Annotated in this window: 24 protein-coding genes; 2 read left to right on the plus strand and 22 right to left on the minus strand. The window is 38.3% G+C overall.

Annotation, left to right across the window (positions count from 1 at the left end; genetic code table 11):
• Window positions 1-29 precede the first annotated feature (29 nt).
• The 7 genes from ACYQ2D_RS01325 to ACYQ2D_RS01355 form a co-directional block, all read right to left on the minus strand.
• Entirely contained in the window at window positions 30-980 is a 951-nt protein-coding gene (locus ACYQ2D_RS01325) for an amidoligase family protein (RefSeq protein WP_334297929.1), read from the minus strand.
• 5 nt (window positions 981-985) lie between these two features.
• Window positions 986-2,287 (minus strand): DNA (cytosine-5-)-methyltransferase, encoded by a 1,302-nt coding sequence (dcm, locus tag ACYQ2D_RS01330; protein ID WP_302467624.1) that lies wholly within the window; start codon window positions 2,285-2,287, stop codon window positions 986-988.
• 75 nt (window positions 2,288-2,362) lie between these two features.
• Window positions 2,363-2,884 carry a hypothetical protein gene (locus ACYQ2D_RS01335; RefSeq protein WP_278592357.1) on the minus strand — a complete coding sequence of 174 codons (522 nt, stop codon included), beginning with the start codon at window positions 2,882-2,884 and terminating at the stop codon, window positions 2,363-2,365.
• Between the two features lie 218 nt (window positions 2,885-3,102).
• Window positions 3,103-3,396: a plasmid segregation centromere-binding protein ParR gene (locus tag ACYQ2D_RS01340; RefSeq protein WP_118035224.1), complete on the minus strand. Its 294-nt coding sequence runs from the start codon at window positions 3,394-3,396 to the stop codon at window positions 3,103-3,105.
• Window positions 3,384-4,292, minus strand: coding sequence for a ParM/StbA family protein (locus tag ACYQ2D_RS01345; protein WP_459785293.1), 909 nt, complete (start codon window positions 4,290-4,292; stop codon window positions 3,384-3,386). The genes ACYQ2D_RS01340 and ACYQ2D_RS01345 overlap by 13 nt, the downstream gene beginning before the upstream one ends.
• Window positions 4,293-4,532: 240 nt before the next feature.
• Window positions 4,533-7,037, minus strand: a complete 2,505-nt coding sequence (locus ACYQ2D_RS01350; protein WP_459784437.1) for a DEAD/DEAH box helicase family protein — start codon at window positions 7,035-7,037, stop codon at window positions 4,533-4,535.
• 208 nt (window positions 7,038-7,245) lie between these two features.
• Complete coding sequence (locus ACYQ2D_RS01355; protein ID WP_117808214.1) at window positions 7,246-7,596, minus strand: hypothetical protein; 351 nt, start codon at window positions 7,594-7,596, stop codon at window positions 7,246-7,248.
• A gap of 132 nt (window positions 7,597-7,728) precedes the next feature.
• On the opposite strand from ACYQ2D_RS01355, the gene ACYQ2D_RS01360 reads away from it, so the two are divergent.
• Entirely contained in the window at window positions 7,729-7,980 is a 252-nt protein-coding gene (locus tag ACYQ2D_RS01360; protein WP_015513363.1) for a helix-turn-helix domain-containing protein, read from the plus strand.
• Window positions 7,981-8,032: 52 nt separating this feature from the next.
• Here the strand turns inward: ACYQ2D_RS01360 and ACYQ2D_RS01365 are convergent, their stop codons facing one another.
• The 3 genes from ACYQ2D_RS01365 to ACYQ2D_RS01375 all read right to left on the minus strand — a co-directional run bounded on the left by ACYQ2D_RS01365 (window position 8,033) and on the right by ACYQ2D_RS01375 (window position 9,780).
• Window positions 8,033-8,641 carry a DUF6664 family protein gene (locus tag ACYQ2D_RS01365; RefSeq protein ID WP_368199512.1) on the minus strand — a complete coding sequence of 203 codons (609 nt, stop codon included), beginning with the start codon at window positions 8,639-8,641 and terminating at the stop codon, window positions 8,033-8,035.
• Between the two features lie 286 nt (window positions 8,642-8,927).
• Window positions 8,928-9,386 carry an ATP-binding cassette domain-containing protein gene (locus ACYQ2D_RS01370; RefSeq protein ID WP_459784439.1) on the minus strand — a complete coding sequence of 153 codons (459 nt, stop codon included), beginning with the start codon at window positions 9,384-9,386 and terminating at the stop codon, window positions 8,928-8,930.
• Window positions 9,387-9,405: 19 nt separating this feature from the next.
• Complete coding sequence (locus tag ACYQ2D_RS01375; RefSeq protein WP_187558477.1) at window positions 9,406-9,780, minus strand: GntR family transcriptional regulator; 375 nt, start codon at window positions 9,778-9,780, stop codon at window positions 9,406-9,408.
• A 224-nt stretch (window positions 9,781-10,004) separates the two neighbouring features.
• Between ACYQ2D_RS01375 and lexA the strand changes: the two genes are divergently transcribed.
• On the plus strand, window positions 10,005-10,634 hold the full coding sequence (gene lexA / locus ACYQ2D_RS01380; protein WP_022303455.1) for a transcriptional repressor LexA: 630 nt from the start codon (window positions 10,005-10,007) through the stop codon (window positions 10,632-10,634).
• A 155-nt stretch (window positions 10,635-10,789) separates the two neighbouring features.
• Here lexA and ACYQ2D_RS01385 read toward each other — a convergent pair whose 3' ends face one another.
• The 12 genes from ACYQ2D_RS01385 to ACYQ2D_RS01440 all read right to left on the minus strand — a co-directional run bounded on the left by ACYQ2D_RS01385 (window position 10,790) and on the right by ACYQ2D_RS01440 (window position 19,012).
• Window positions 10,790-12,115 (minus strand): McrC family protein, encoded by a 1,326-nt coding sequence (locus ACYQ2D_RS01385; protein WP_459784440.1) that lies wholly within the window; start codon window positions 12,113-12,115, stop codon window positions 10,790-10,792.
• On the minus strand, window positions 12,112-13,632 hold the full coding sequence (locus ACYQ2D_RS01390; RefSeq protein ID WP_459784442.1) for an McrB family protein: 1,521 nt from the start codon (window positions 13,630-13,632) through the stop codon (window positions 12,112-12,114). The genes ACYQ2D_RS01385 and ACYQ2D_RS01390 overlap by 4 nt, the downstream gene beginning before the upstream one ends.
• 157 nt (window positions 13,633-13,789) lie before the next feature.
• The gene (gene rsfS, locus ACYQ2D_RS01395) at window positions 13,790-14,140 is read right to left on the minus strand and encodes a ribosome silencing factor (RefSeq protein WP_022303452.1); all 351 of its coding nucleotides are present in this window, start codon (window positions 14,138-14,140) and stop codon (window positions 13,790-13,792) included.
• Window positions 14,137-14,745 carry a bis(5'-nucleosyl)-tetraphosphatase (symmetrical) YqeK gene (yqeK, locus tag ACYQ2D_RS01400; protein ID WP_117455717.1) on the minus strand — a complete coding sequence of 203 codons (609 nt, stop codon included), beginning with the start codon at window positions 14,743-14,745 and terminating at the stop codon, window positions 14,137-14,139. The genes rsfS and yqeK overlap by 4 nt, the downstream gene beginning before the upstream one ends.
• On the minus strand, window positions 14,735-15,373 hold the full coding sequence (gene nadD, locus ACYQ2D_RS01405) for a nicotinate-nucleotide adenylyltransferase (RefSeq protein WP_022303450.1): 639 nt from the start codon (window positions 15,371-15,373) through the stop codon (window positions 14,735-14,737). Before nadD ends, yqeK begins: the two co-directional genes overlap by 11 nt.
• Before the next feature lie 62 nt (window positions 15,374-15,435).
• Window positions 15,436-15,729, minus strand: coding sequence for a ribosome assembly RNA-binding protein YhbY (yhbY, locus tag ACYQ2D_RS01410; protein WP_022303449.1), 294 nt, complete (start codon window positions 15,727-15,729; stop codon window positions 15,436-15,438).
• Between the two features lie 22 nt (window positions 15,730-15,751).
• Window positions 15,752-17,044 carry a GTPase ObgE gene (gene obgE / locus ACYQ2D_RS01415; RefSeq protein WP_022303448.1) on the minus strand — a complete coding sequence of 431 codons (1,293 nt, stop codon included), beginning with the start codon at window positions 17,042-17,044 and terminating at the stop codon, window positions 15,752-15,754.
• Between the two features lie 123 nt (window positions 17,045-17,167).
• A complete protein-coding gene (rpmA, locus tag ACYQ2D_RS01420) occupies window positions 17,168-17,455 on the minus strand; it encodes a 50S ribosomal protein L27 (RefSeq protein ID WP_022303447.1) in 288 nt (95 codons plus the stop codon).
• A gap of 3 nt (window positions 17,456-17,458) precedes the next feature.
• Window positions 17,459-17,791, minus strand: a complete 333-nt coding sequence (locus ACYQ2D_RS01425; protein ID WP_022303446.1) for a ribosomal-processing cysteine protease Prp — start codon at window positions 17,789-17,791, stop codon at window positions 17,459-17,461.
• 2 nt (window positions 17,792-17,793) lie between these two features.
• Window positions 17,794-18,099 carry a 50S ribosomal protein L21 gene (gene rplU / locus ACYQ2D_RS01430; RefSeq protein WP_022303445.1) on the minus strand — a complete coding sequence of 102 codons (306 nt, stop codon included), beginning with the start codon at window positions 18,097-18,099 and terminating at the stop codon, window positions 17,794-17,796.
• Between the two features lie 146 nt (window positions 18,100-18,245).
• A complete protein-coding gene (locus ACYQ2D_RS01435; protein WP_117455711.1) occupies window positions 18,246-18,725 on the minus strand; it encodes an NUDIX hydrolase in 480 nt (159 codons plus the stop codon).
• Window positions 18,722-19,012, minus strand: a complete 291-nt coding sequence (locus ACYQ2D_RS01440) for a hypothetical protein (RefSeq protein ID WP_243182686.1) — start codon at window positions 19,010-19,012, stop codon at window positions 18,722-18,724. The genes ACYQ2D_RS01435 and ACYQ2D_RS01440 overlap by 4 nt, the downstream gene beginning before the upstream one ends.
• Between the last annotated feature and the right edge of the window lie 134 nt (window positions 19,013-19,146).

The following is a 19,146-nucleotide window of genomic DNA, read 5'->3' on the forward strand; positions in this document are numbered from 1 at the left end:
CACCCGGCCTGTCTGTTCTCGTTATTCTGTTATCTTGCGTCCTCTGTCCGTCCTGGCTTCTGCAGACAGGCATAGGTGCTTTTGTCATACCGCCATGCTTTATCGCCGTCCAGGTTAGCAAGCAGATGCTTCCGCACATTTTTGTATTCGTCCCCGATTAGTCCGAGGCGGAGCAAAAAGGTACGGAACGTAAATGCCGGGTTATCCCCGATCTCCGTCTTTTTGGCATGGGTACAGGACTGGTTGACCGCCTGTGCGGATATGGCAAGTGCCAGCGTAATGTTTGACCGGACTTTTCCTGCATGGAGGGTGCTTTCAAAACAACGCCATTCCAGTGTTCCCTTGGAAAAAACAGCATGTAGGTTTAAGGCATAATACCTTGTCCAGTTGTAATGCTCGGAGCTTCCGTCATTTCCCTCATACCATGCCCTTTTGAATTTTTCCATCGTGATGGTGCTGTTTGGCATCCGGCGGATCTTCTCCAATACCATAGGACGGACTTTCTGGCAATACTCATCTTCCCTTCTCGTCTGTACATTTAAGGCTTTGAACAGAATATCCTCTTTGCAGTACATGATCGTCAGTGCATTTTTCAGACTCCTTGGTGTATGATTGGATGCGTCCACATGGACATGCATGCCACAGGATGAATTGACAAAAGCACCTGCATTTTTGACACACCGCACCACTTCCTGGAGTTTCCCCATTTCCGAATATTCCAATTTCGGGGATACCATTTCTGTCGAATAATCTCCATCGGCATCTATTACAGTACCATTTGCCAGCCTTTCACAGTCGATACTGCTGTCCCTTGAAAATTTCCACGTTTTTCCATCTGAATCTTTTACACACCAGGAATCGTAAGAACGGATATGATATGGCTCTGTTCCGAACATTCTTCCAATCGCAACAGCCGCATCATAGCGGCTGATACCTGTCATCTCAATCTCTGTACCAAAATACTGGTCTTTTAGGTCGATCTGCTTCACCCACCCTTCGCTTCTGGAACAGGTGAGCCGCTTTGGATCTCTTCATCTACTGCTTTCAAATTTCTGCCTATTGCTTCAATGACATTGACAGTGACACCATTACCGGCCTGCTTGTAAAGCTGGTTATCCGATGTTTCTTTTTCCATCTTGGAAATCTGACCATCCCGGTATCCCTGCAGCCGCAGACACTCCCTTGGCGTCAGCCTGCGGATTCTGCCGTGGTAAATCACTCCATGACGGTCAGTTGCCGTAATGGTGAACATTGGCTCTTCCGGTTCTTTCATCCTTCTTCCATTCTGGCGGACTTTTTCCCTGGCCGGTGTCAGCACTGCCCTTGGCGGTTCTTCCACCAGCACCCCGGAACTTTCGCCCCTGTGGTTATGGATGCTGGAATCCTGTCTGGTATTCAGACATCTTGCAACGTCTGTCACCAGCGGCGGAGGGGAGATGTCTACAAAATGTAGTGTTCCCTGCTGGTTTCCGGTCGTCAGGGTATGGGCGATCTCATGCCCGACTCTTCCCCTGCGGCTGTTGATTCCCGGATATCCGAGATCAATGCTGTCCCCCTCGTAGGCCATCTTGTATCCTTTTCGGGTGTTTTCCTTGATTGGGATACCGACTTCGTATAATCCGGTCTTGCCGCCCATCCCACCAGCCCCGCTGGTCAGCGTGCAGCTCAGTCCTTCTTCTGCGTAGACTCTTTCTCCCTGTTTGCCAGCATGGACTTGTATAAGAGCTGTTCCATTTGCTTTTGGGAAAGGTAATATTTTTCCGGCACATCTTCCATCAAGATATCCGACAATATACACCCGCTTCCTTGACTGGGGGACTCCGAAATCCTTGCTGTTAAACACTTTCCATTCGACATGATACCCCAGTTCAGATAGCGTACTGAGGATGGTGTGAAACGTCCGCCCTTTGTCATGCGAAAGCAGACCGGGTACGTTTTCAAGGAGAAAATACGCAGGTCGTTTGTCTGCAACCAGTCTGGCAACTTCAAAGAAAAGGGTTCCTCTTGCATCGGCAAATCCTTCCCTTCGTCCAGCGATTGAGAATGCCTGGCAAGGAAATCCCGCACATAAAAGATCAAAGTCCGGCATTCGTTCTGTTTCAATATTTCTTGCGTCATTGCAGAACCACTCTCCTTCCGTATCAAACAGCACCCGGTAGTTGTGGTCTGCATATGCATCTGCTTCACAGTGTCCGACACAGGTGAAGCCCCCTGCCCTGTGCAGCCCTTCTCGGAATCCTCCGATTCCACTGAACAGGTCAAAAAATCGAATTGTTCCGGCTATCAGCCTCCCTTCGCTGCGAAAAAAACAGTGCAGATTTCTCTGCACCGTTTCCGTCTCTTGGTTTCTGTTTTGTGATGTCTATTCTTCTGATTCCGCTTCCTCTGGCTCAGATTCTTCTGCTTCTTCGGTTTCCAGTTCTGTTGGCTCTGCTTCCGCTGGCTCTTCGTTTTCTGGCTCTGTCGGCTCTTCATCTGCTTCAGGTTCTGCTGACTCTTCATCCGGTTCTGATTCCGCAGTCTCAGGATCTTCCATTTCTGATTCTGCTGGTTCTCCTTCTGTTTCTTCGGCTTCCTCTGACTCTGCTTTCCATTTGGCTTCCTCTTTTTCGAGTGCCGCTTCGATCAGTCCGATCAGGAAATCTTTCTGTTTCATGCCGTTTTTGGCGAGGACTGCTTTCAGTCTGGAAAATAAATCCTCGGTTACCTGTACTGCTACTGTTCTTGAATTTGCCATGTCCGTTTTTTCTCCTTTTCTTGTCATGTGTTCTTCGATTACCATTTCAAGGTATTTGGGTATGCTGATTCCTAACTCTTCGACTTCCAGTTTTAGCTTTTCATGCAGCTCTACCGGGATCTTTCCGCATATGTTTTTCATCTCCATTGCGTTTGTTCTCCTTTCTTTTTTCTACACACAACATACCCTAAAACGTGACAGAAAGCTATTCACAATACCCAACGAATATGAGGCTCTCAAAAGCTCCCAAAGGATGCAGATCTAATAACATTCAATAGGCATCACCCCTTTCAAAAATCTGTGATTTATACTAATTTGACTGCCTGAAATTTGGCTATTTTATCACCGGGAAAGACTTGACTTTTTCAGAATGCATCCTCAAGCCCGGAGAGAAAATCCAGCATCTGGGACGGGATTTCTTCCTTCTTTGAGACACTCTCCCCGGAGTCTGAAATGGAAACACCTGCCAGTTCTTCCCGGATTGCCTGCCGGATGCTTTTCTCCAGCTGGTTATTTTCCTGATCTTTTAAGATCACCTGAACCAGATAGCTGCTCTTCTGTCCATCTGGAACACTTTGCAGGATCTCCCATGCCTTTTTGTGATCTGGGTTATCAAGGTTCAGGCGGAACGAGAAAACGGGTCTCTTTACTTCGCGCACATCTGCCCCACAATCCGCTCATAGCCGGAAGCGTTGGCGTGTACGTCTGTCAGGTAAATCTGCCGACACAGCCCGTCCTGCGGTGTCACGTGCCGTTTCAGAATGCTGGCTCCGCCGCCCATGATCACGGACGGAATTGCCTTCAGATCGAACCCAGCTTCCATAATTGCAGACAGTATTTTCTCCGTGTAGAGCCTTCCCTGCCGGACAATGATTTCTTTTGCGGCCGGGTCCATGCTGCAGCTCTGGCTGTTCAGAACACGTTCGATCTGAATATCCGTTACAGACAGTCCGGTATTTCTGCGTACCTGCTCGGTGATCTCATCCACACACCGGATCACACCAAGTTCCAGGCTGCGGCAGGTAGCGGCATTTGGAACACTGTTGTCCAGCCGCATCAGGTCTACGGTCCAGCCACCGATATCTGCGAGAAGAACAGAAGGCTCGTCCCGAACACATTCCGGGTGGAGAGCCAGGGCTGAGTATCCCTGTGGGAACAGTTTTACATCCTGAATCCGGATCTCATAGCTCTCATCCTCGTACCGGAAACGCAGAGGCTGCTCTTTCCGAAACAGATATTCCCGGAAGCCTTTTTTCTCCCTGCCAAAACTTGCCAGTGGAAGGCCGGCTGCCAGAACTACATCTGTTTTCCGCTCTCCCCGGCGATAGCGGATTTCCTGGGCAATGGCTGCCATTGTCAAAAGATAATAATTGTTATTGGAAGTCTTACTTCTCACCAGCGTCTGCCGCCCGGTTCCACACACATAAAATTTCCCATTGTACTGCAGGACATTCTGCATGGTATACGGCTCGTAATCGTATCCGGTCAGTCCGGTCGGGAAACATACATGGGGAGTTTTTATGGCATAATATCCATGGTCAATTCCTATAATGATAAGTCACCACATCCTTTCTGGTTTTTCTTGTTCTTTTCCAGCAGGTGGTCTTTTGGTCTGGAAAAAGAGAAAAAGGGCAGAACCCCGAAGAGCCCTGCCCGTAATAAAAAATACCGCTATGTATATTTGCAAATAAACACGCATAGCTGTATTCCATCATTTTTTATTTGTCAATCATTGCTGTAAAATAATATAACTTTGCACTAATTCCATTGCTGTTTATTTTTATAATTTCTCCTTTTAATCCTTCCGTTCAAACTTAACTGTATACCTATTGACAATATCATCTTTTCTAAGTTTATATATACGCAGCAATTCATTAATTTTATTTACATCACTAAGATTTCCGTTCTGGCAAAGAGTACTATAGAAATCTCGAAGATTTTTTCTAAAACATGTTAGTTCTTTCTCGGTCATCACTCTCATATTTTCATCAGGAGATGCAACCTCATCAACAACTTTAGATGGATGAATCATTATTGGTACACATTCATTTGGGTATACATAATTCTCCTTAAACCAATTAACTGATCCCGATAATTGATTACAATAATCTTTCTTTATTGTTTGAGTAGTGGCCTCTGTTTTACATTCAATAACCAAATATTTGCCAGTGTCAATTGCCCACAAATTATCAGGTCCGTATCCTCCTGTTTCTTTATCAGGTCTTGAACATACAAAGCCAAGAATTGTTCCTATTTGACTTAATGCCTCCTCAAACTTTTCGTATTCGCTTCCCATACATAAATTTGCCAAAATTCCATCTACATATACTAACAGTTCATTTAACCCAAGTTTTTCAGCATCTAGATTTGTACTGATGGCTTGTGCCTGCGGAATTGTATTAATTGTTCTTTGATATTGTATTCCCGCAATAGGCGACAGAATAGCTGCATTTAATTTTTTGCCCGCTTTTAGCACTTCTTGAGAAAGTGCCGGATCTATTTTATTGATATATTCAGCCTGAATCTGGTATAAATATCCCTTAGTTTTTTTGTCTTTCTCTTTATCTTTAACACTCTTAATAGTATTTGCAGCATCAGACCACTGCATATTTATAGCATTTTCAAAAGCTTTTCTCTGAGCAACTATTTTTTCATCTACCTTTGCCTCATTTGAGTATTTGACAGCAGCCAAATTTTCCTTACAGGTTGCAACCCATTCTGCATTTTTCTCTAATGAATAATTTGCAAGTTCAAATATTTGATCAATTGTTGGCTTTGAACCAGTTTCACTAACCAATAAATCCCATAATTGTTTTGAAAGATCATATTGGCATCTTGTCGCTACACTAAAATAATCTATTCCTCTATTTCGTGATAACACATCTGTAAGCTCATCACCCATAAGAACAATACAACACTCATCGTCATTAGAACGAATTCCACGCCCCATGCCTTGCTCAATTCTTTGGACTTGTTCCCTTAATAAAACAGTGCTCTGAGGAGCTACACTTTGAATATATCTATCCTTAATGCTATTTAAAGGAGGAAGCCCGTCAATAACCAACATTCTACAAGCATCACCCGGCAAATCAATTCCGTCATATCTATTAACAAAAATTATTTTTCCTACATGTTTACCGCTTTTTAATGCTGCAACTATTTTATCTATGTTATCTTTTGTCGCTGTTCGTATTCCACGTTCATCCCAAAATTTTGCTCTGGAAAAAGAAGGGACAAGTATTACAACATTATACTTTTCAGCTATTTCCTCAATTTTTTCCTTTATCTCAATTTCTGATATATCACTATTTACGTACTTTGGAAAAATAATGAGTCTATCGCCAATATCATTAGCATTCTCTGGCGTAATAATGTTCTTCATATCTTCTGTATTTAATCCTAACGCAGAAACAAACACACTGTCATCAGCTAATGTTGCACTCATATATATGCGTCTACTTGCTTCTTCAAGACTCGATATCTTATCTAAATCAATTCCTTTAGGTGATATTTCAATTGCAGAAGCAGTAATTATACAATCACATGTTTCCAAGCTTCGCTCTATCAACGGCAACCCAAAATATATTGCAGAATTCTTACTATTATCATATTTCGTTAATATTCTATAAATGTTATCTTGCTGTCTCTGCCATTCCCAATAAGGCACAAGCATTTTTTTTCGACAATCTTTCATTTCAACAATGTCAATATAGTTTTTTGGATTGTAGTCTTTTAACGAAGAACTAAATATAGCAATTAATTCCTTATAGGCATCTGATTCAGCATCAATTTTTATCATAAACTGACTAATGATTTTATCCATACACGCATGTACATCATCAATAATAATACTTCCTATAGGGTAATTGCCACCTTCTCTCATCCCGAAATAACTATAACCATTTACAATAGTCTGAATAGAAGTAACAAGAATTGCTTTTGAATTTGAATAGCTATAATCATCTTTATCTTCCGTTGCAGAAATTCCCAATCTCTTAGCCTCATCAATAACCTGCTTAACCAAATAATTATCAGGCACAACATATATAGCTGGTCCTTTTTCTTCATTTAAGCAGCTCTGAAGCATAATCAACCCAACTACTGTTTTACCGCTACCAGTATTCATTTTTAAAATTACATTTTTCTCATTTCTTATATCAAACCACTTTTTCCATACTTCGCTTTGAACATCTCTAGGATATCCATAACCTGGTGCTTTTGAAGGTAATGTCATAAAAATTTCTCTAGGCTCTATTGTTTTGGCTTTTGCACTAGAACTAAGTTTCGATAAAAGATTCATTATTCCACTCCTGATTTTTTAAATACTGCGTCCTCTGAACTTATATATAAATTTTCTAAGGAACGCAGGCACAATATCTACTAGAACCGTTGCTAAATTAACTATTAAATCTACTGGGAGTAATCCTTTTCAATTTCACTTGTTAATCTACTTTACAAACTCATTTCTATTGACAATAATACCATAAAAATGCTCTACTGTATATTTTTTATTTATAATCTAGATCTTGAATCCATCTTCGGACTTCTGTTGACACATTTTTGCAAAAATCTTGAATCCATATTTCATGAAGTCTGATTTCTGATTTTGTACTGCCTATATTTCCAACACTCCCACCTGTTTCCCTGAGTGCATTCAAACACTCCCATTCTTTTTTGAAATCTCCTGTAAATTCCATCCAGACTTTTATATGATATTCCTTAAAACCCAAATGATAAATCAAATAAGTCAACCTGTCGAAATCAGCTAACTGCATTTTTTCTTTCTTAAGTAATAGCCTTTTATCATGCTCGCTGCATAAATATAAAAATGCAAGCTGTTCTATTTTTGCCTGCTCCATATATTTCTCCCTTCTCTTCTGTCCTTGTCTCACTTTTACAACCGATTCTACCTTGTCCAATCGTTAAAATCAATACAGATGGTGCAAAAAGTGAGACAAACCATCTTTTTACCAGAGAGGAAGAGATTTAAGATGCCAAAGCCAAGGACACAGTCTGGTGAGAAGAATCTGATTAGCCAGCGATTGATTGAACTTCGCAAGACCCACAATATGTCTCAGCGTGATCTTGCCTATAAACTCCAGTTAGCTGGTTACGATATGGATAAAAATGTAATCACCAGAATCGAAACAAACAAGCGTTATGTCACTGATCTTGAATTAAAAGCCATTGCTGAAATCTTTCAGGTTTCATACATATTTCTCATTGATGGCAAAGATGAATAGAAGTGACAAATGGGGAAGTGTCTTTCGTGCTTCCCCATTTTATCCGTCTCTTTTACAGATTCAGTAATTCCAGGATTTTCTGCATACCAGCCTGATACAAGGATTCCGCATATAGAATCCATCTCTCATTTACTTTCGTAACGTATGCATCTATCATTTTTCGTTTTTCTTTTTCAAGTCCCATTGCCTGAACCTGATCTTCATATTTTGATATTTTTTCGAGCATTTTCTGGTACACTGCATTTTCTTTCAGTTCATTTTCTACCTCATCAATCCAGGTATCCATTAGCAGTTCCAGTAATTTCTTTGTATCACTTTCGTCCTTTCCTGACACTGCTTTTTTGATTTTTCCAAGCATGGCACCATACGAAATCATCTGTGCCTGTCCCATATAGAAATGATATTCTTCTTCTATCATTTCCTTTCCGTTCTCCAGTTGGAAATATTGGTGCAGTGCCTGATGTTCGTCTGCTGTCAGACTGATTGACTGAGCCGCTTCCATAAATGTTTCTATCACTGGATACTTCTCTATAAGTTCCAGTATTTCCTTTTGCAGTCTCTGGTATTCCGCATCATGCTTTTTCAGATAATTGCATATCTGTTCGCTTATCCGAATCCCCAAGCACTGCTCATTCCAGATAATATCTGGCTGTGCTGTCATATCGGTATCTCCCTTCTGTGTAGTTCTCCTGTTTCAAGCACAAGACTATACCACACTTCTGGAAGAAAGCTATTCAGCAGATCTACTGAAATGACCTGGTCAATACTGTGCAATCTGTTCTTTCTCTATAATAAAAAACGGCATGGAAGAATCCTATTCTTTCATACCTACTATCTGCTTCTATATTCAACTAGATACACATTCTTTTCCATTATCTGTGTATCATGTACATATTTTCCTCTAAAAGTAAACTGGATACACTCTATACACGCCTACCATCTATACCTCATTTTACATCCAATATCAAAAGACGTGCTTTGTGGGTAATCGCAGTTAACACTTTTAATTTTGCTTTCATGCCTGTTGAAAATTCTTGGAGTTTTTTCTTTTTTGGTAAATTTAAAAGTTTACATTTTTGTTCAAATTTTTCTTTTTCAAAATGAATATAGGTCTTCTCTAAAATTTGTTCAATATCCGATATTGTAAGTTGTGTACTAAATCCAGATTCAGCCAAAGATACACCGATAGCTTGTTTTTTATCCGGTTCTAATTTTTTTATTGGAGTTCCAAAAACTTTAACCGTACCGGAGTCCGGTTTTATAAGTCCCAAAATCAGTTTAATTGCTGTACTTTTTCCAGCTCCATTTTTTCCAATTAATCCTGTAATTTGTCCTTTGGGTATTTTCATAGATAAGTGAAAATGAAAATCATTATAATTCTTATCCACTTCCTGCATCTCTATCATAAGCCACTCTCCCTTCTTCTTATTTTTCATCTAACAACAGCTGAACAAGTTCTAAAATTTCATTTTGATTCATTCCAACCGAAACTGCTTTATCAATTGCTTTGTCAAATTCTTCTTCGACTGCACGTTTTCTTGCTTCAACTGCTAACTGTTTATCAGAGGCTGTAACAAAAGTGCCTTTTCCATGAATTGTTGTTACAAATCCTTCTTCTTCCAACTTATCGTAAGCTTTTTTTACAGTTAATGCGCTGATACGGAGTTCTCCGGCAAGTTTTCTTACAGATGGAAGTCCCTCACCTTCTATAAGGTTTGACTGAATAATTTCTGATTTAATCTGTTCCATCAACTGTTCATAAATCGGTACCATGGATGAATGATTCAGTATAATATGCATATTTATAAAATCTCTCCTTTACAATAAACAGTATATAACAGATAAATACTGTTGTCAACTGTTGTATACTGTTTATCTTAACTTTTAAGTAAAAATCTCATTTGTAAGCGAACACATATTCCGAATATTTGTTTGCATTATAACTATGAATATGATATGATAATACTAAGATGAGAAGGAAAAGAACCTTTATTTTAAGCAGAGTTTCGGGAGGATTTAAATAGATGACGTATGGTAAAATAAGCAAAAAACAATCTGAGATTTTAGAATATATGAAAAAAGAAATTTTAAACAGAGGATTCCCACCGTCTGTACGTGAAATTTGTCAGGCAGTTCATTTGAAATCAACATCTTCGGTTCATGCACATTTAGAAACGCTTGAAAAGAATGGGTACATAAAGCGTGATGCAACGAAGCCTCGTGCAATTGAGATTTTAGATAATAATTTTAATCAGGTACGAAAAGAAACGATTAACGTTCCTGTGATTGGAAAAGTTGCAGCAGGTCAGCCTCTTTTAGCTGTAGAAAATACAGAAGGATATTTTCCAGTACCAGCAGAGTTTTTACCGAATCAGCCAACTTTTATGCTTGTTGTTCAGGGGAACAGTATGGTAAATGCCGGAATTTTTGACGGAGATTATGTTATGGTTGCGCAGCAGGATACCGTTGAAAATGGAGAAAAAGTAGTTGCTTTAATTGAAGATTCTGCAACTGTAAAAACGTTTTATAAAGAAGAAGAGCATATTCGTCTTCAACCAGAAAATGATTATATGGATCCGATTCTGGTAAATCCAGACAAAGAGACTTTTCAGATTCTGGGAAAAGTGATAGGAGTATTTCGTTTTATGAAATAAAGAAACTCCTGCTGCCCTATTTGTGTTATTCTTATCTTATTGGGCAGGCATTTTCATTTTTTACGACATCAAAAGTTGTCAGCTTTTTTGGGGCGAGCATGTTGCTTCATTCTGACAGCTTTTGATGTAATGTATATTTTGGAATTCTTCTCATTTTATTTTGATGCGAATGCCAGAAAAAGCTTTTCTAAACTCTCCTCTATCTGTGCGACGTCAACTAAAAACACAGAAACTCTGACACCATCCCCACTATCAAATAAAATGGGCTCAGTATTTCTCATTTCTTCATTCATTGGATATAACAGCCATACTTCTGATGCTTGATATTTCTTTGCATAGGCGTACATCTGATACATATCAGCCTGAGAAATACCATAATTCGCTTTTTTATTGTTTATCAGACTTTTCCATTTTGTATCTAAAATGATAATTGATTCGTCAGGTCTTGTGATAACTAAATCGGGTCTAAGAGCAAATTTTTGATATTTTTCCCCATTCAATGTATCAAATAAATAATAGCCTTTATCTTGAATAGATACATCCCATCCGGCTTGATTCAATCGTTTCTTTAAATTCTTTGCAACATAAGCTTCAAATACTTTTTCCATTGGAAATAATAACGCACGAGCCGATTCCGTTCCGGAAAACATACTAAAACTTTTATTTTTTAGAAAGACCTTTGACCATTTCAAAAGCACTTCATAACATTTGGTTGTTCTATCTATCACGACTTTTGAAAAATCTTTTTCATAATTTTTTGACGGTTCTACAAGTTCAAATGATACCAATAACTGACGTATCTCTTTTGAATTTTGTGCACTGCCTGTGAGTTGTTGCAATTTTAATAGAGTTGACTTTATCAGCCTGTTTTGGGGACAATTTGCCTGATATTCATCAAATACAACGTAAAACCGTTCTTTATGAACAATGTTTTGTTTGAGATGTTCATTTACCAAAAGTTTTCCCTTATAAACATTAAGATTTTCTTCTTGATTGAGATATGATGATTTTATTCCGTTTTTCACAAGCCTTCGGACTTCTTGAATATATAAGTTGATAAATATTTCATATAAATTCATGTTTTCTGGATTTAAATTGGCATTTGCAGCTGTTTTACCAGAAAAATCCTTCATACTGCGAAGCATTTTTAAGAATACTTTCTTTGTTTCATCTTTTTCTTCTTTTAAAAATGCAATTTTAGGAAGAATCTGTATCTGAACATTCTTTTTTAGCTGAATCAGCCCAACGTAGTTTTTGAATGTGATTGTCTGACCGAGTACTTTCTTATATCCAATGGTTATGAAGTTTAAAATGTCTGAGTTTTCTTCTTTTTGCTCAAACTCATGAATAAATTCAAGAAACTCATGAAATGTCTTTTTATCAAGGCATTGGTATTGCTTATCAAACCTTTTTAAGTTTTGATTTTTCTCATTTGCTTCAATGATTTTTTCAAATTCTCGTACTTCTAGAACCTGCATCATACATTCTCCAATTTCTTATCACCCATAATTTCAATATAACTGTTAATATTAAAAAACGCAGAATCTTGAATCTGATAAGAATATTCAGGAATATCAAAATCGGCTGTATCGCCTCTAAAAATAGTAGTTGCAGTTGTTCTTGTTTCAAGAATAAATTTGTGTGCATCCTGCGTTTTTCCATTGTCTCCAAGTACAAGCATAATCTTACTGTAATCTTCGTAAAAATATTCCTGGAGTAGAGGAATGATTGATTTTTTAAAAATACCAGCCAGATTTTCTATGGTTGGTTCGTCTTTTAAGCCAAGAAAAAAAGCATGTCCAAATGTATGTTCTCGGTCAAATAGAAATTCAATACGTTTGTTCATACATTCCAGCATAAGTGCTACATCAAGTTCTACTCCTTCTACACGAATTTTATCTGCGCCCATTTTTCTAAGGACTGTAACATCAGGCATCCTCTCAATAAACTGAAATCGGCGGCGAAGTGCAGTATCCATAAGTGCAATCGAACGGTCGGCAGTATTCATTGTTCCAATCAGATACACATTATTGGGCACGCCAAATGACTTGTTGGAATATGGCAGAATAACTTCCATTGCTTCTTTTGCTCCTTTTCGTTTTACCGGTTCAATCAAAGTAATCAGTTCACCAAAAATTTTGGAGATATTTCCACGATTAATTTCATCCATAATAAATACATAAGGTCGTGTTTCTTCTTTTAACTCAATGTCAGAATCTGCTGGAATTTTGCTTAATAAATCTCCCACATGAATCCTTACTAACTCGTATACTGATTTTCTGTCGAGTCTGACACCACCATTTAAATCAATGATTTCGATATCTTTACCTTTACAAATCCAGTTTACCATACGTTTTCTTGGATATCTCTCAATAGAAGTATCAAATTCTGCATTGCTGGTTATCACACCAATTCCATCTACCGCACTTGCTGTGGAACGTGCCACTACAATATCACCGATTTCCATTTCCTGATGAAAATTAAGTAAGATTCGACGTTCTTTATCATTTAAATTTCCGGTATCTTCGGTGATGATTTCCGGACTTCCATCCCAGCCGATTCGAATCGTTCCCTCCTCAAAACATTTTTTCTTTAACTCTGGATATTCCGTTCCACCGAGAATGACATTCCAGACACGAGCTTCATTTCTAATTTTTATTTTCTTTGTCTCTGCCTTTTTTTGTTCTGCCCTCCCACAAAATGCTTTAAATATCCCATCTTTTATCGTATATTCCACATCATTGGAATCGTGATTTAGATTCGGACGGATTCCTTCGATAAATTCTTCATAACCATACGATTGATGAAAGGTAGTAAAGGCAATCCTTTTTTCTTTCGCCTTTAATTCCTGATAGCGTTTTAGTACCTGTTCGTAAGGAAGTGCTTCTATTTCATCTAAATTTTTTTCATCGCAGATTGCAACGGCATAAAGGATGGTATAGTATGTTTTTCCTGTTCCTGGAGGACCATACAGAATCAGATTTTTATCAAATTCCATAGCGTTGTTTCTCCTTTGTTCTTATACTTTGGCTTTTATTTTTTAAGAGATGTAACTCTACTAGTACAGCGTAAATTAAGTAGCTGCTAACTAGATAAAGTATAACAAAAAAGCCTTGAGAAAGTAAAATAGATTTCTCAGGGCTTTTGATTAATTTTTATTTTAAATCTTCTACTTCAACAACAGTACCATCTCTCCAGATTCTTTCTAAATCATAAAATAAACGGTTTTCTTCATCGAAGATATGAATCACGATGTCTCTGTAATCCATCAGAATCCAGTTTGCATTCTGATATCCTTCAATTTGTTTCGGTTCATATCCGGCTCTTCCGAGTGTTTCATCCACGTTGTCGGCCATCGCCTGAACCTGATTATGGTTTGTTCCGCTTGCGATAATGAAATAATCTGCAAGGGTAGATACGTTTTCAATGTTGATAACTTTAATTTCAAGTGCTTTTTTATCGTCTAATGCATCACAGGCTAATTTTGCAAGTTCTTTGCTTGTCATAAAGCGCTCTCCTTTTTTTCTTGTTGCTTTGTTTCATGTAACTGTCTATAAAATTCAAATGCATCTTTCGTTTCAGGATCGAGTGTTTTAGGATTTTTTCCAAGATACTCTAAGGTATCCCGCAAAATCTCATACATACATTCATCAATATCATAAAAAGCAGTTTGGCGGATTTTGGCAAGATTTGGAGCTTTCTCTCTGTTTGGCTCAATATAATCCGCAATGTAAATAATTTTTTCCAGCATCGTCATATCTGCTTTTCCGGTTGTATGCCAGCGAATAGAAGAAAGAATCTCTTCCTCTTCTACCTGATATTTTTCTTTTGCAAGAAACGCTCCTAATTTAGCATGTAAAAGAAAAGGAGCCTGAGCTTCAATTTCTGAAATTTCTATCTTATTTTTCTCGCAAAGTTTTATTTTTTTTTCGTCCGGTATACACTTTGCACAGTCATGTAGCAGTCCTGCAACTCTGGCTTTTTCTAAATCACAGCCATAAGCCATTGCCAGTGCGGCTGCTGTATACATAACTCCTTTTGTATGTTCATAACGCTCTTTTTCTTGATGCTTTTTCACTTTTTTTGCAAATGCTTTTAAATCATATTGCATGTTCATCACATTCCTCGTAGATATGGTTTTGTTTGATGTACTCAATTACGCTGTCAGGAATATAATAGCGGATATTTCTTTTACCTGCGACCCAGGAACGCAGTAAAGCGGAAGAAATGTCAATATTTAAGGTTTTCAGTTTTTTAAAACTACCATTGTATTTTTTTGTCAGATAAGAAATCGTCTCATCTAACGCTTCCTCTTTGGTATGATTTCTGGTTGCAACTACAATAATGCCGGCCTGACAGATTCGTGCAGGTTCTTTCCATTCATCAAAATCAAAAAGAGAATCTGCACCTAAAATAAAATAATATTCCGTATTCGGATGTTTTTTATTTAAGCGTTCCAAAGTACGATAGGTATAAGTAAAACCATCTTCGTTCATTTCCTCTAAAGAAAGAGAAAAATGAGGATTGGAAGCAATCGCACGTTTTACCATTTCGCATCTTTGGTCATCCGTTGCACGGTGTGCTCGGTTTCGTTTATGAGGTGGATTTCCAGATGGCATAAACAGCACTTCATCTAATTGAAACTGCTCATAAGCGGTCTCTCCTAATATCAGATGACCGATATGAATCGGGTCAAATGTTCCACCCATAATGCCGATTCGTTTTTTTCGTTTATCCATAATTTGCCTCTTATCTAATCTAATTCTGGCAGATACAAAACCAAAACCGTGTTCTGTTTTAATTATTTTGGAAGTACGATTTTTTTCTTTTCTTTTTTGCCTTCTTTATAAAGGACAATTTTCTTTCCGATTACCTGAACAACCTGTGATTTCGTACGTTCTGCTAATACCTGAGCGATTTCTTTCGGGTCATCCATGCAGTTTTGAAGAACATTGATTTTAATCAGTTCTCTGGCTTCAAGTGCTTCTGCAACGGATGCTGTATTTTCAGGAGTCAGGCTTGCTTTCCCAATCTGTAAAATCGGGTCCATCGTCATAGCCAGACTTTTTAAATAAGCACGCTGTTTACTTGTCATATTATCTTCCCCTTTCTGGTTTTTATTTATAATAATCAAAATCAAATCCATACATACGGACGGTATCGCCTTCCTGGATTCCGGCTTTTTCTAAGTCTTCTAAGATACCACTGTCTTTTAAGAAACGTTGGAAGAAAGAGAAACCTTTTTCGGAATCTAAGTTGGTATAACCCAGCATTTTTTCAATCTTCGGTCCTTCCATATGGAATAAATGCTCGTCCTCTTCATCCTGATAAACAGTATAAGGAAGATTTTCTGTGATTAACATATCTTCCGGGAAGAATTCCTGTTCAAAGACAACCGGCTCTTTCTCAATGGTATCAAGCAGTCCTTTTACATAATATAACAGCTCTTTTACTCCTTTTCCGGATACGGCGGAAATTGCAAATACTTTGATTCCCTGTGGTTCAAATTCCTGACGGATTTTTTCTACAGGGTCTTCGTCCTCCGAATAAATTGCATCAATTTTATTTGCTGCAATGACCTGTGGAACTTCTTTTAATTTTTGGTCATAAGCTTCTAATTCTTTGTTGATTTTGTAAATATCGTCTATTGGGTCACGTCCTTCTGTAGAAGCTGCATCTACTAAATGAATCAAGACACGACAACGTTCAATGTGACGTAAAAACTGATGACCAAGTCCGACTCCTTCGGAAGCTCCTTCAATCAGTCCTGGAATATCTGCGATAACAAATCCATTGCAATCGTCTAAATCAACCACTCCAAGGTGCGGATTTAAAGTCGTAAAATGATAATTGGCAATCTGTGGTCTTGCATTGCTGACTCTTGAAAGGAAGGTAGATTTGCCTACATTTGGAAATCCTAAAAGTCCGACATCAGCAATTACTTTTAATTCTAACTGAACTTCTAATTCCTGTGCCGGCTGTCCTGGCTGGGCATATTTCGGAACCTGCATGGTAGCTGTCGCATAATGCATATTTCCTTTTCCGCCACGTCCGCCTTTTAATACAATCTGACGCTGATTTTCGCCAGACATATCTGCAATGACTTTACCGGAAGTTGCTTCTTTGATTACCGTTCCTTCTGGAACTTTTAAAACAATATCTTTTCCATCCGCACCGTGACAGCGTTTTTTTCCACCTTCCTGTCCGTTTTCTGCGGCATATTTTCTTTTATGTCGATAGTCCGTAAGGGCATTGAGGCCTTTATCCACTTCAAAAATGACATCTCCGCCTCGTCCTCCGTCACCGCCGTCTGGTCCGCCATTTGGGACATAGAGTTCTCTACGGAAGCTTACATGACCATCTCCGCCTTTTCCTGAGCGGATAATAATCTTTGCTCTATCTGCAAACATAATAACCTCTATCTTTCTTTATAATCTATATAAAATAAAGTGGACAAGTCCACTTTTCCTACGTTTACCAATATATAAAAAGTGGCTTCAAACCTGAACGATTTGAAGCCTCTTTTTTAAAACTTATTCTGCAGTTACTGGAACAACAGAAACCTGTTTTTTATCTCTGCCTTTTCTTTCAAAACGAACAACACCATCTACTAATGCAAATAATGTATCGTCTCCACCGCGTCCAACATTCACACCTGGATGAATTTTTGTTCCACGCTGTCTGTAAAGAATGTTTCCGGCTTTTACAAACTGTCCGTCTGCTCTTTTAGCGCCCAGTCTCTTGGATTCGGAATCTCTACCATTCTTAGTAGAACCAACACCTTTTTTATGAGCGAAAAACTGAAGGTTCATTCTTAACATGCCTTACACCTCCTCGAATATAACATCAATATATTGCATATTTTCTTCTTCATTCTCTATTCCCTGAAGTCCTAAGATTAGAGACTTCAGCAGCAGGGTTGTATCATCAGAGGGGTTATCCTGCTCCAGTCGAAATTCAATCCGTCCATCCTCTTCTTTTACATCTGCTGTAAATGCATCCGAGGTAAAAGCTTCGATGGAATTGATTGCATTTAAGACAAGGGCGGATACCGCTGCACAGATAATGTCTTCACCTGCATTTGCATATCCCGCATGATCCCATGCGTCAAATCCAATTACAACACCATTTTTTTGATAAAATGTAACTTTTGTCATAATTAAGCGTTGATTTTTTCGATTTTAACTTTGGTAAACTGCTGTCTATGACCGTTTTTCTTGTGGTATCCGGTTTTTCTCTTATATTTGTAAACGATAACTTTTTTTGCTTTACCGTTTTCAACTACAGATGCAGTTACAGATGCATTAGCAACATCTTCGCCAACTTTTAAACCATCGTTGTTTACAGCAAGAACCTGGTCAAATGTAACAGTTTCGCCAGCTTCTGCTCCAAGTTTTTCTACTCTGATAACATCGCCTTCGGCTACTTTGTACTGTTTACCACCTGTTGCAATAATTGCGTACATATGGCACCTCCTATTATCATTACTCGCCAGAATATGGTGACTGACTTTTTCACAGTGCTTAAAACCTCTCTGTGCGGCATACTCGAATATCTTAGCACGCTTTTTTAAATTCGTCAATATCTTTTGCTGAAAAAATACATTTTTTTCTAAATTCTTTTTCCGTCAAGTACTGCCTCTTTTAAACAGTTCCCTTCATAAACCAGCTTTAATGAAAAAAATGGATGATTCTCCTGTAATAATCTCAAAAAAATCCGGTCTCCTTCCCAAAGATTTAAGTTAAAGATTTCGTTCTTATCGACCCATTTTAAGACTCCCTCATTGCAGTCACAAAGTGTTCCTTCATAGTCATCTGCGGTATACAGGCACATGTATTCCGTTAATTCAGAACCCTTATCCTTTAATATAAATGTTACAATTCCGCGGAAATGATAAGAAGTCAGAGCAAGACCTGTTTCTTCTTTTACTTCCCTTAACAGACAGTCCTCCGGACTCTCATCTTTTTCAAAATGTCCTCCGACACCTATCCATTTTTCTTTATTGACGTCATTTTTCTTGGATATGCGGTGAAGCATAAGATAACGGTCTTCTTTTTCAATATAGCAAAGCGTTGTAAGCATGGATTTCATAAATCTTTTTTGTATACCTCCATTGTAATCTTCTCATGAGATGTTCCCTCAAAGTCTTCTGTAGAAATTAAATTCCATTGTGATAAATCTACTGTAAAAAAGAAATCCGCCGGATAGTCACGATTCCATTGAAAAAGAACAAGCGTATCGATTTTAGGCAGATAAGGCGTAATATCTTGATTTTCTACAAAACAAATAGATTGTGATTTGTCTAAAAATTCTTCGTCAACTTGAATACTATTGATATCTGTTAAATCTGTAAATAATTTTCGTGAATAAGCATTCATCCATAATTCTTTCTCGTTTGAATAATCTAAAATTTTTTCGCAAACTCTCCTATCACGACTTAATCTACGATGATTAAAAAGCATCCCATTCCTATTTTCTAAAGTAAGAATAACTTCTATAATAAATACCCCCT

The organism is Blautia stercoris (assembly GCF_054657695.1).

Coding starts and splice junctions, on each gene's coding strand:
- ACYQ2D_RS01335 (WP_278592357.1), bottom strand. CDS start 2,884: ATGGAGATGAAAAACATATGCGGAAAGATCCCGGTAGAGCTGCATGAA.
- ACYQ2D_RS01350 (WP_459784437.1), bottom strand. CDS start 7,037: ATGAATCTTTTATCGAAACTTAGTTCTAGTGCAAAAGCCAAAACAATA.
- ACYQ2D_RS01355 (WP_117808214.1), bottom strand. CDS start 7,596: ATGGAGCAGGCAAAAATAGAACAGCTTGCATTTTTATATTTATGCAGC.
- ACYQ2D_RS01360 (WP_015513363.1), top strand. CDS start 7,729: ATGCCAAAGCCAAGGACACAGTCTGGTGAGAAGAATCTGATTAGCCAG.
- ACYQ2D_RS01365 (WP_368199512.1), bottom strand. CDS start 8,641: ATGACAGCACAGCCAGATATTATCTGGAATGAGCAGTGCTTGGGGATT.
- ACYQ2D_RS01370 (WP_459784439.1), bottom strand. CDS start 9,386: ATGATAGAGATGCAGGAAGTGGATAAGAATTATAATGATTTTCATTTT.
- ACYQ2D_RS01375 (WP_187558477.1), bottom strand. CDS start 9,780: ATGCATATTATACTGAATCATTCATCCATGGTACCGATTTATGAACAG.
- lexA (WP_022303455.1), top strand. CDS start 10,005: ATGACGTATGGTAAAATAAGCAAAAAACAATCTGAGATTTTAGAATAT.
- ACYQ2D_RS01385 (WP_459784440.1), bottom strand. CDS start 12,115: ATGATGCAGGTTCTAGAAGTACGAGAATTTGAAAAAATCATTGAAGCA.
- ACYQ2D_RS01390 (WP_459784442.1), bottom strand. CDS start 13,632: ATGGAATTTGATAAAAATCTGATTCTGTATGGTCCTCCAGGAACAGGA.
- rsfS (WP_022303452.1), bottom strand. CDS start 14,140: ATGACAAGCAAAGAACTTGCAAAATTAGCCTGTGATGCATTAGACGAT.
- yqeK (WP_117455717.1), bottom strand. CDS start 14,745: ATGCAATATGATTTAAAAGCATTTGCAAAAAAAGTGAAAAAGCATCAA.
- nadD (WP_022303450.1), bottom strand. CDS start 15,373: ATGGATAAACGAAAAAAACGAATCGGCATTATGGGTGGAACATTTGAC.
- yhbY (WP_022303449.1), bottom strand. CDS start 15,729: ATGACAAGTAAACAGCGTGCTTATTTAAAAAGTCTGGCTATGACGATG.
- obgE (WP_022303448.1), bottom strand. CDS start 17,044: ATGTTTGCAGATAGAGCAAAGATTATTATCCGCTCAGGAAAAGGCGGA.
- rpmA (WP_022303447.1), bottom strand. CDS start 17,455: ATGTTAAGAATGAACCTTCAGTTTTTCGCTCATAAAAAAGGTGTTGGT.
- ACYQ2D_RS01425 (WP_022303446.1), bottom strand. CDS start 17,791: ATGACAAAAGTTACATTTTATCAAAAAAATGGTGTTGTAATTGGATTT.
- rplU (WP_022303445.1), bottom strand. CDS start 18,099: ATGTACGCAATTATTGCAACAGGTGGTAAACAGTACAAAGTAGCCGAA.
- ACYQ2D_RS01435 (WP_117455711.1), bottom strand. CDS start 18,725: ATGAAATCCATGCTTACAACGCTTTGCTATATTGAAAAAGAAGACCGT.
- ACYQ2D_RS01440 (WP_243182686.1), bottom strand. CDS start 19,012: ATGAATGCTTATTCACGAAAATTATTTACAGATTTAACAGATATCAAT.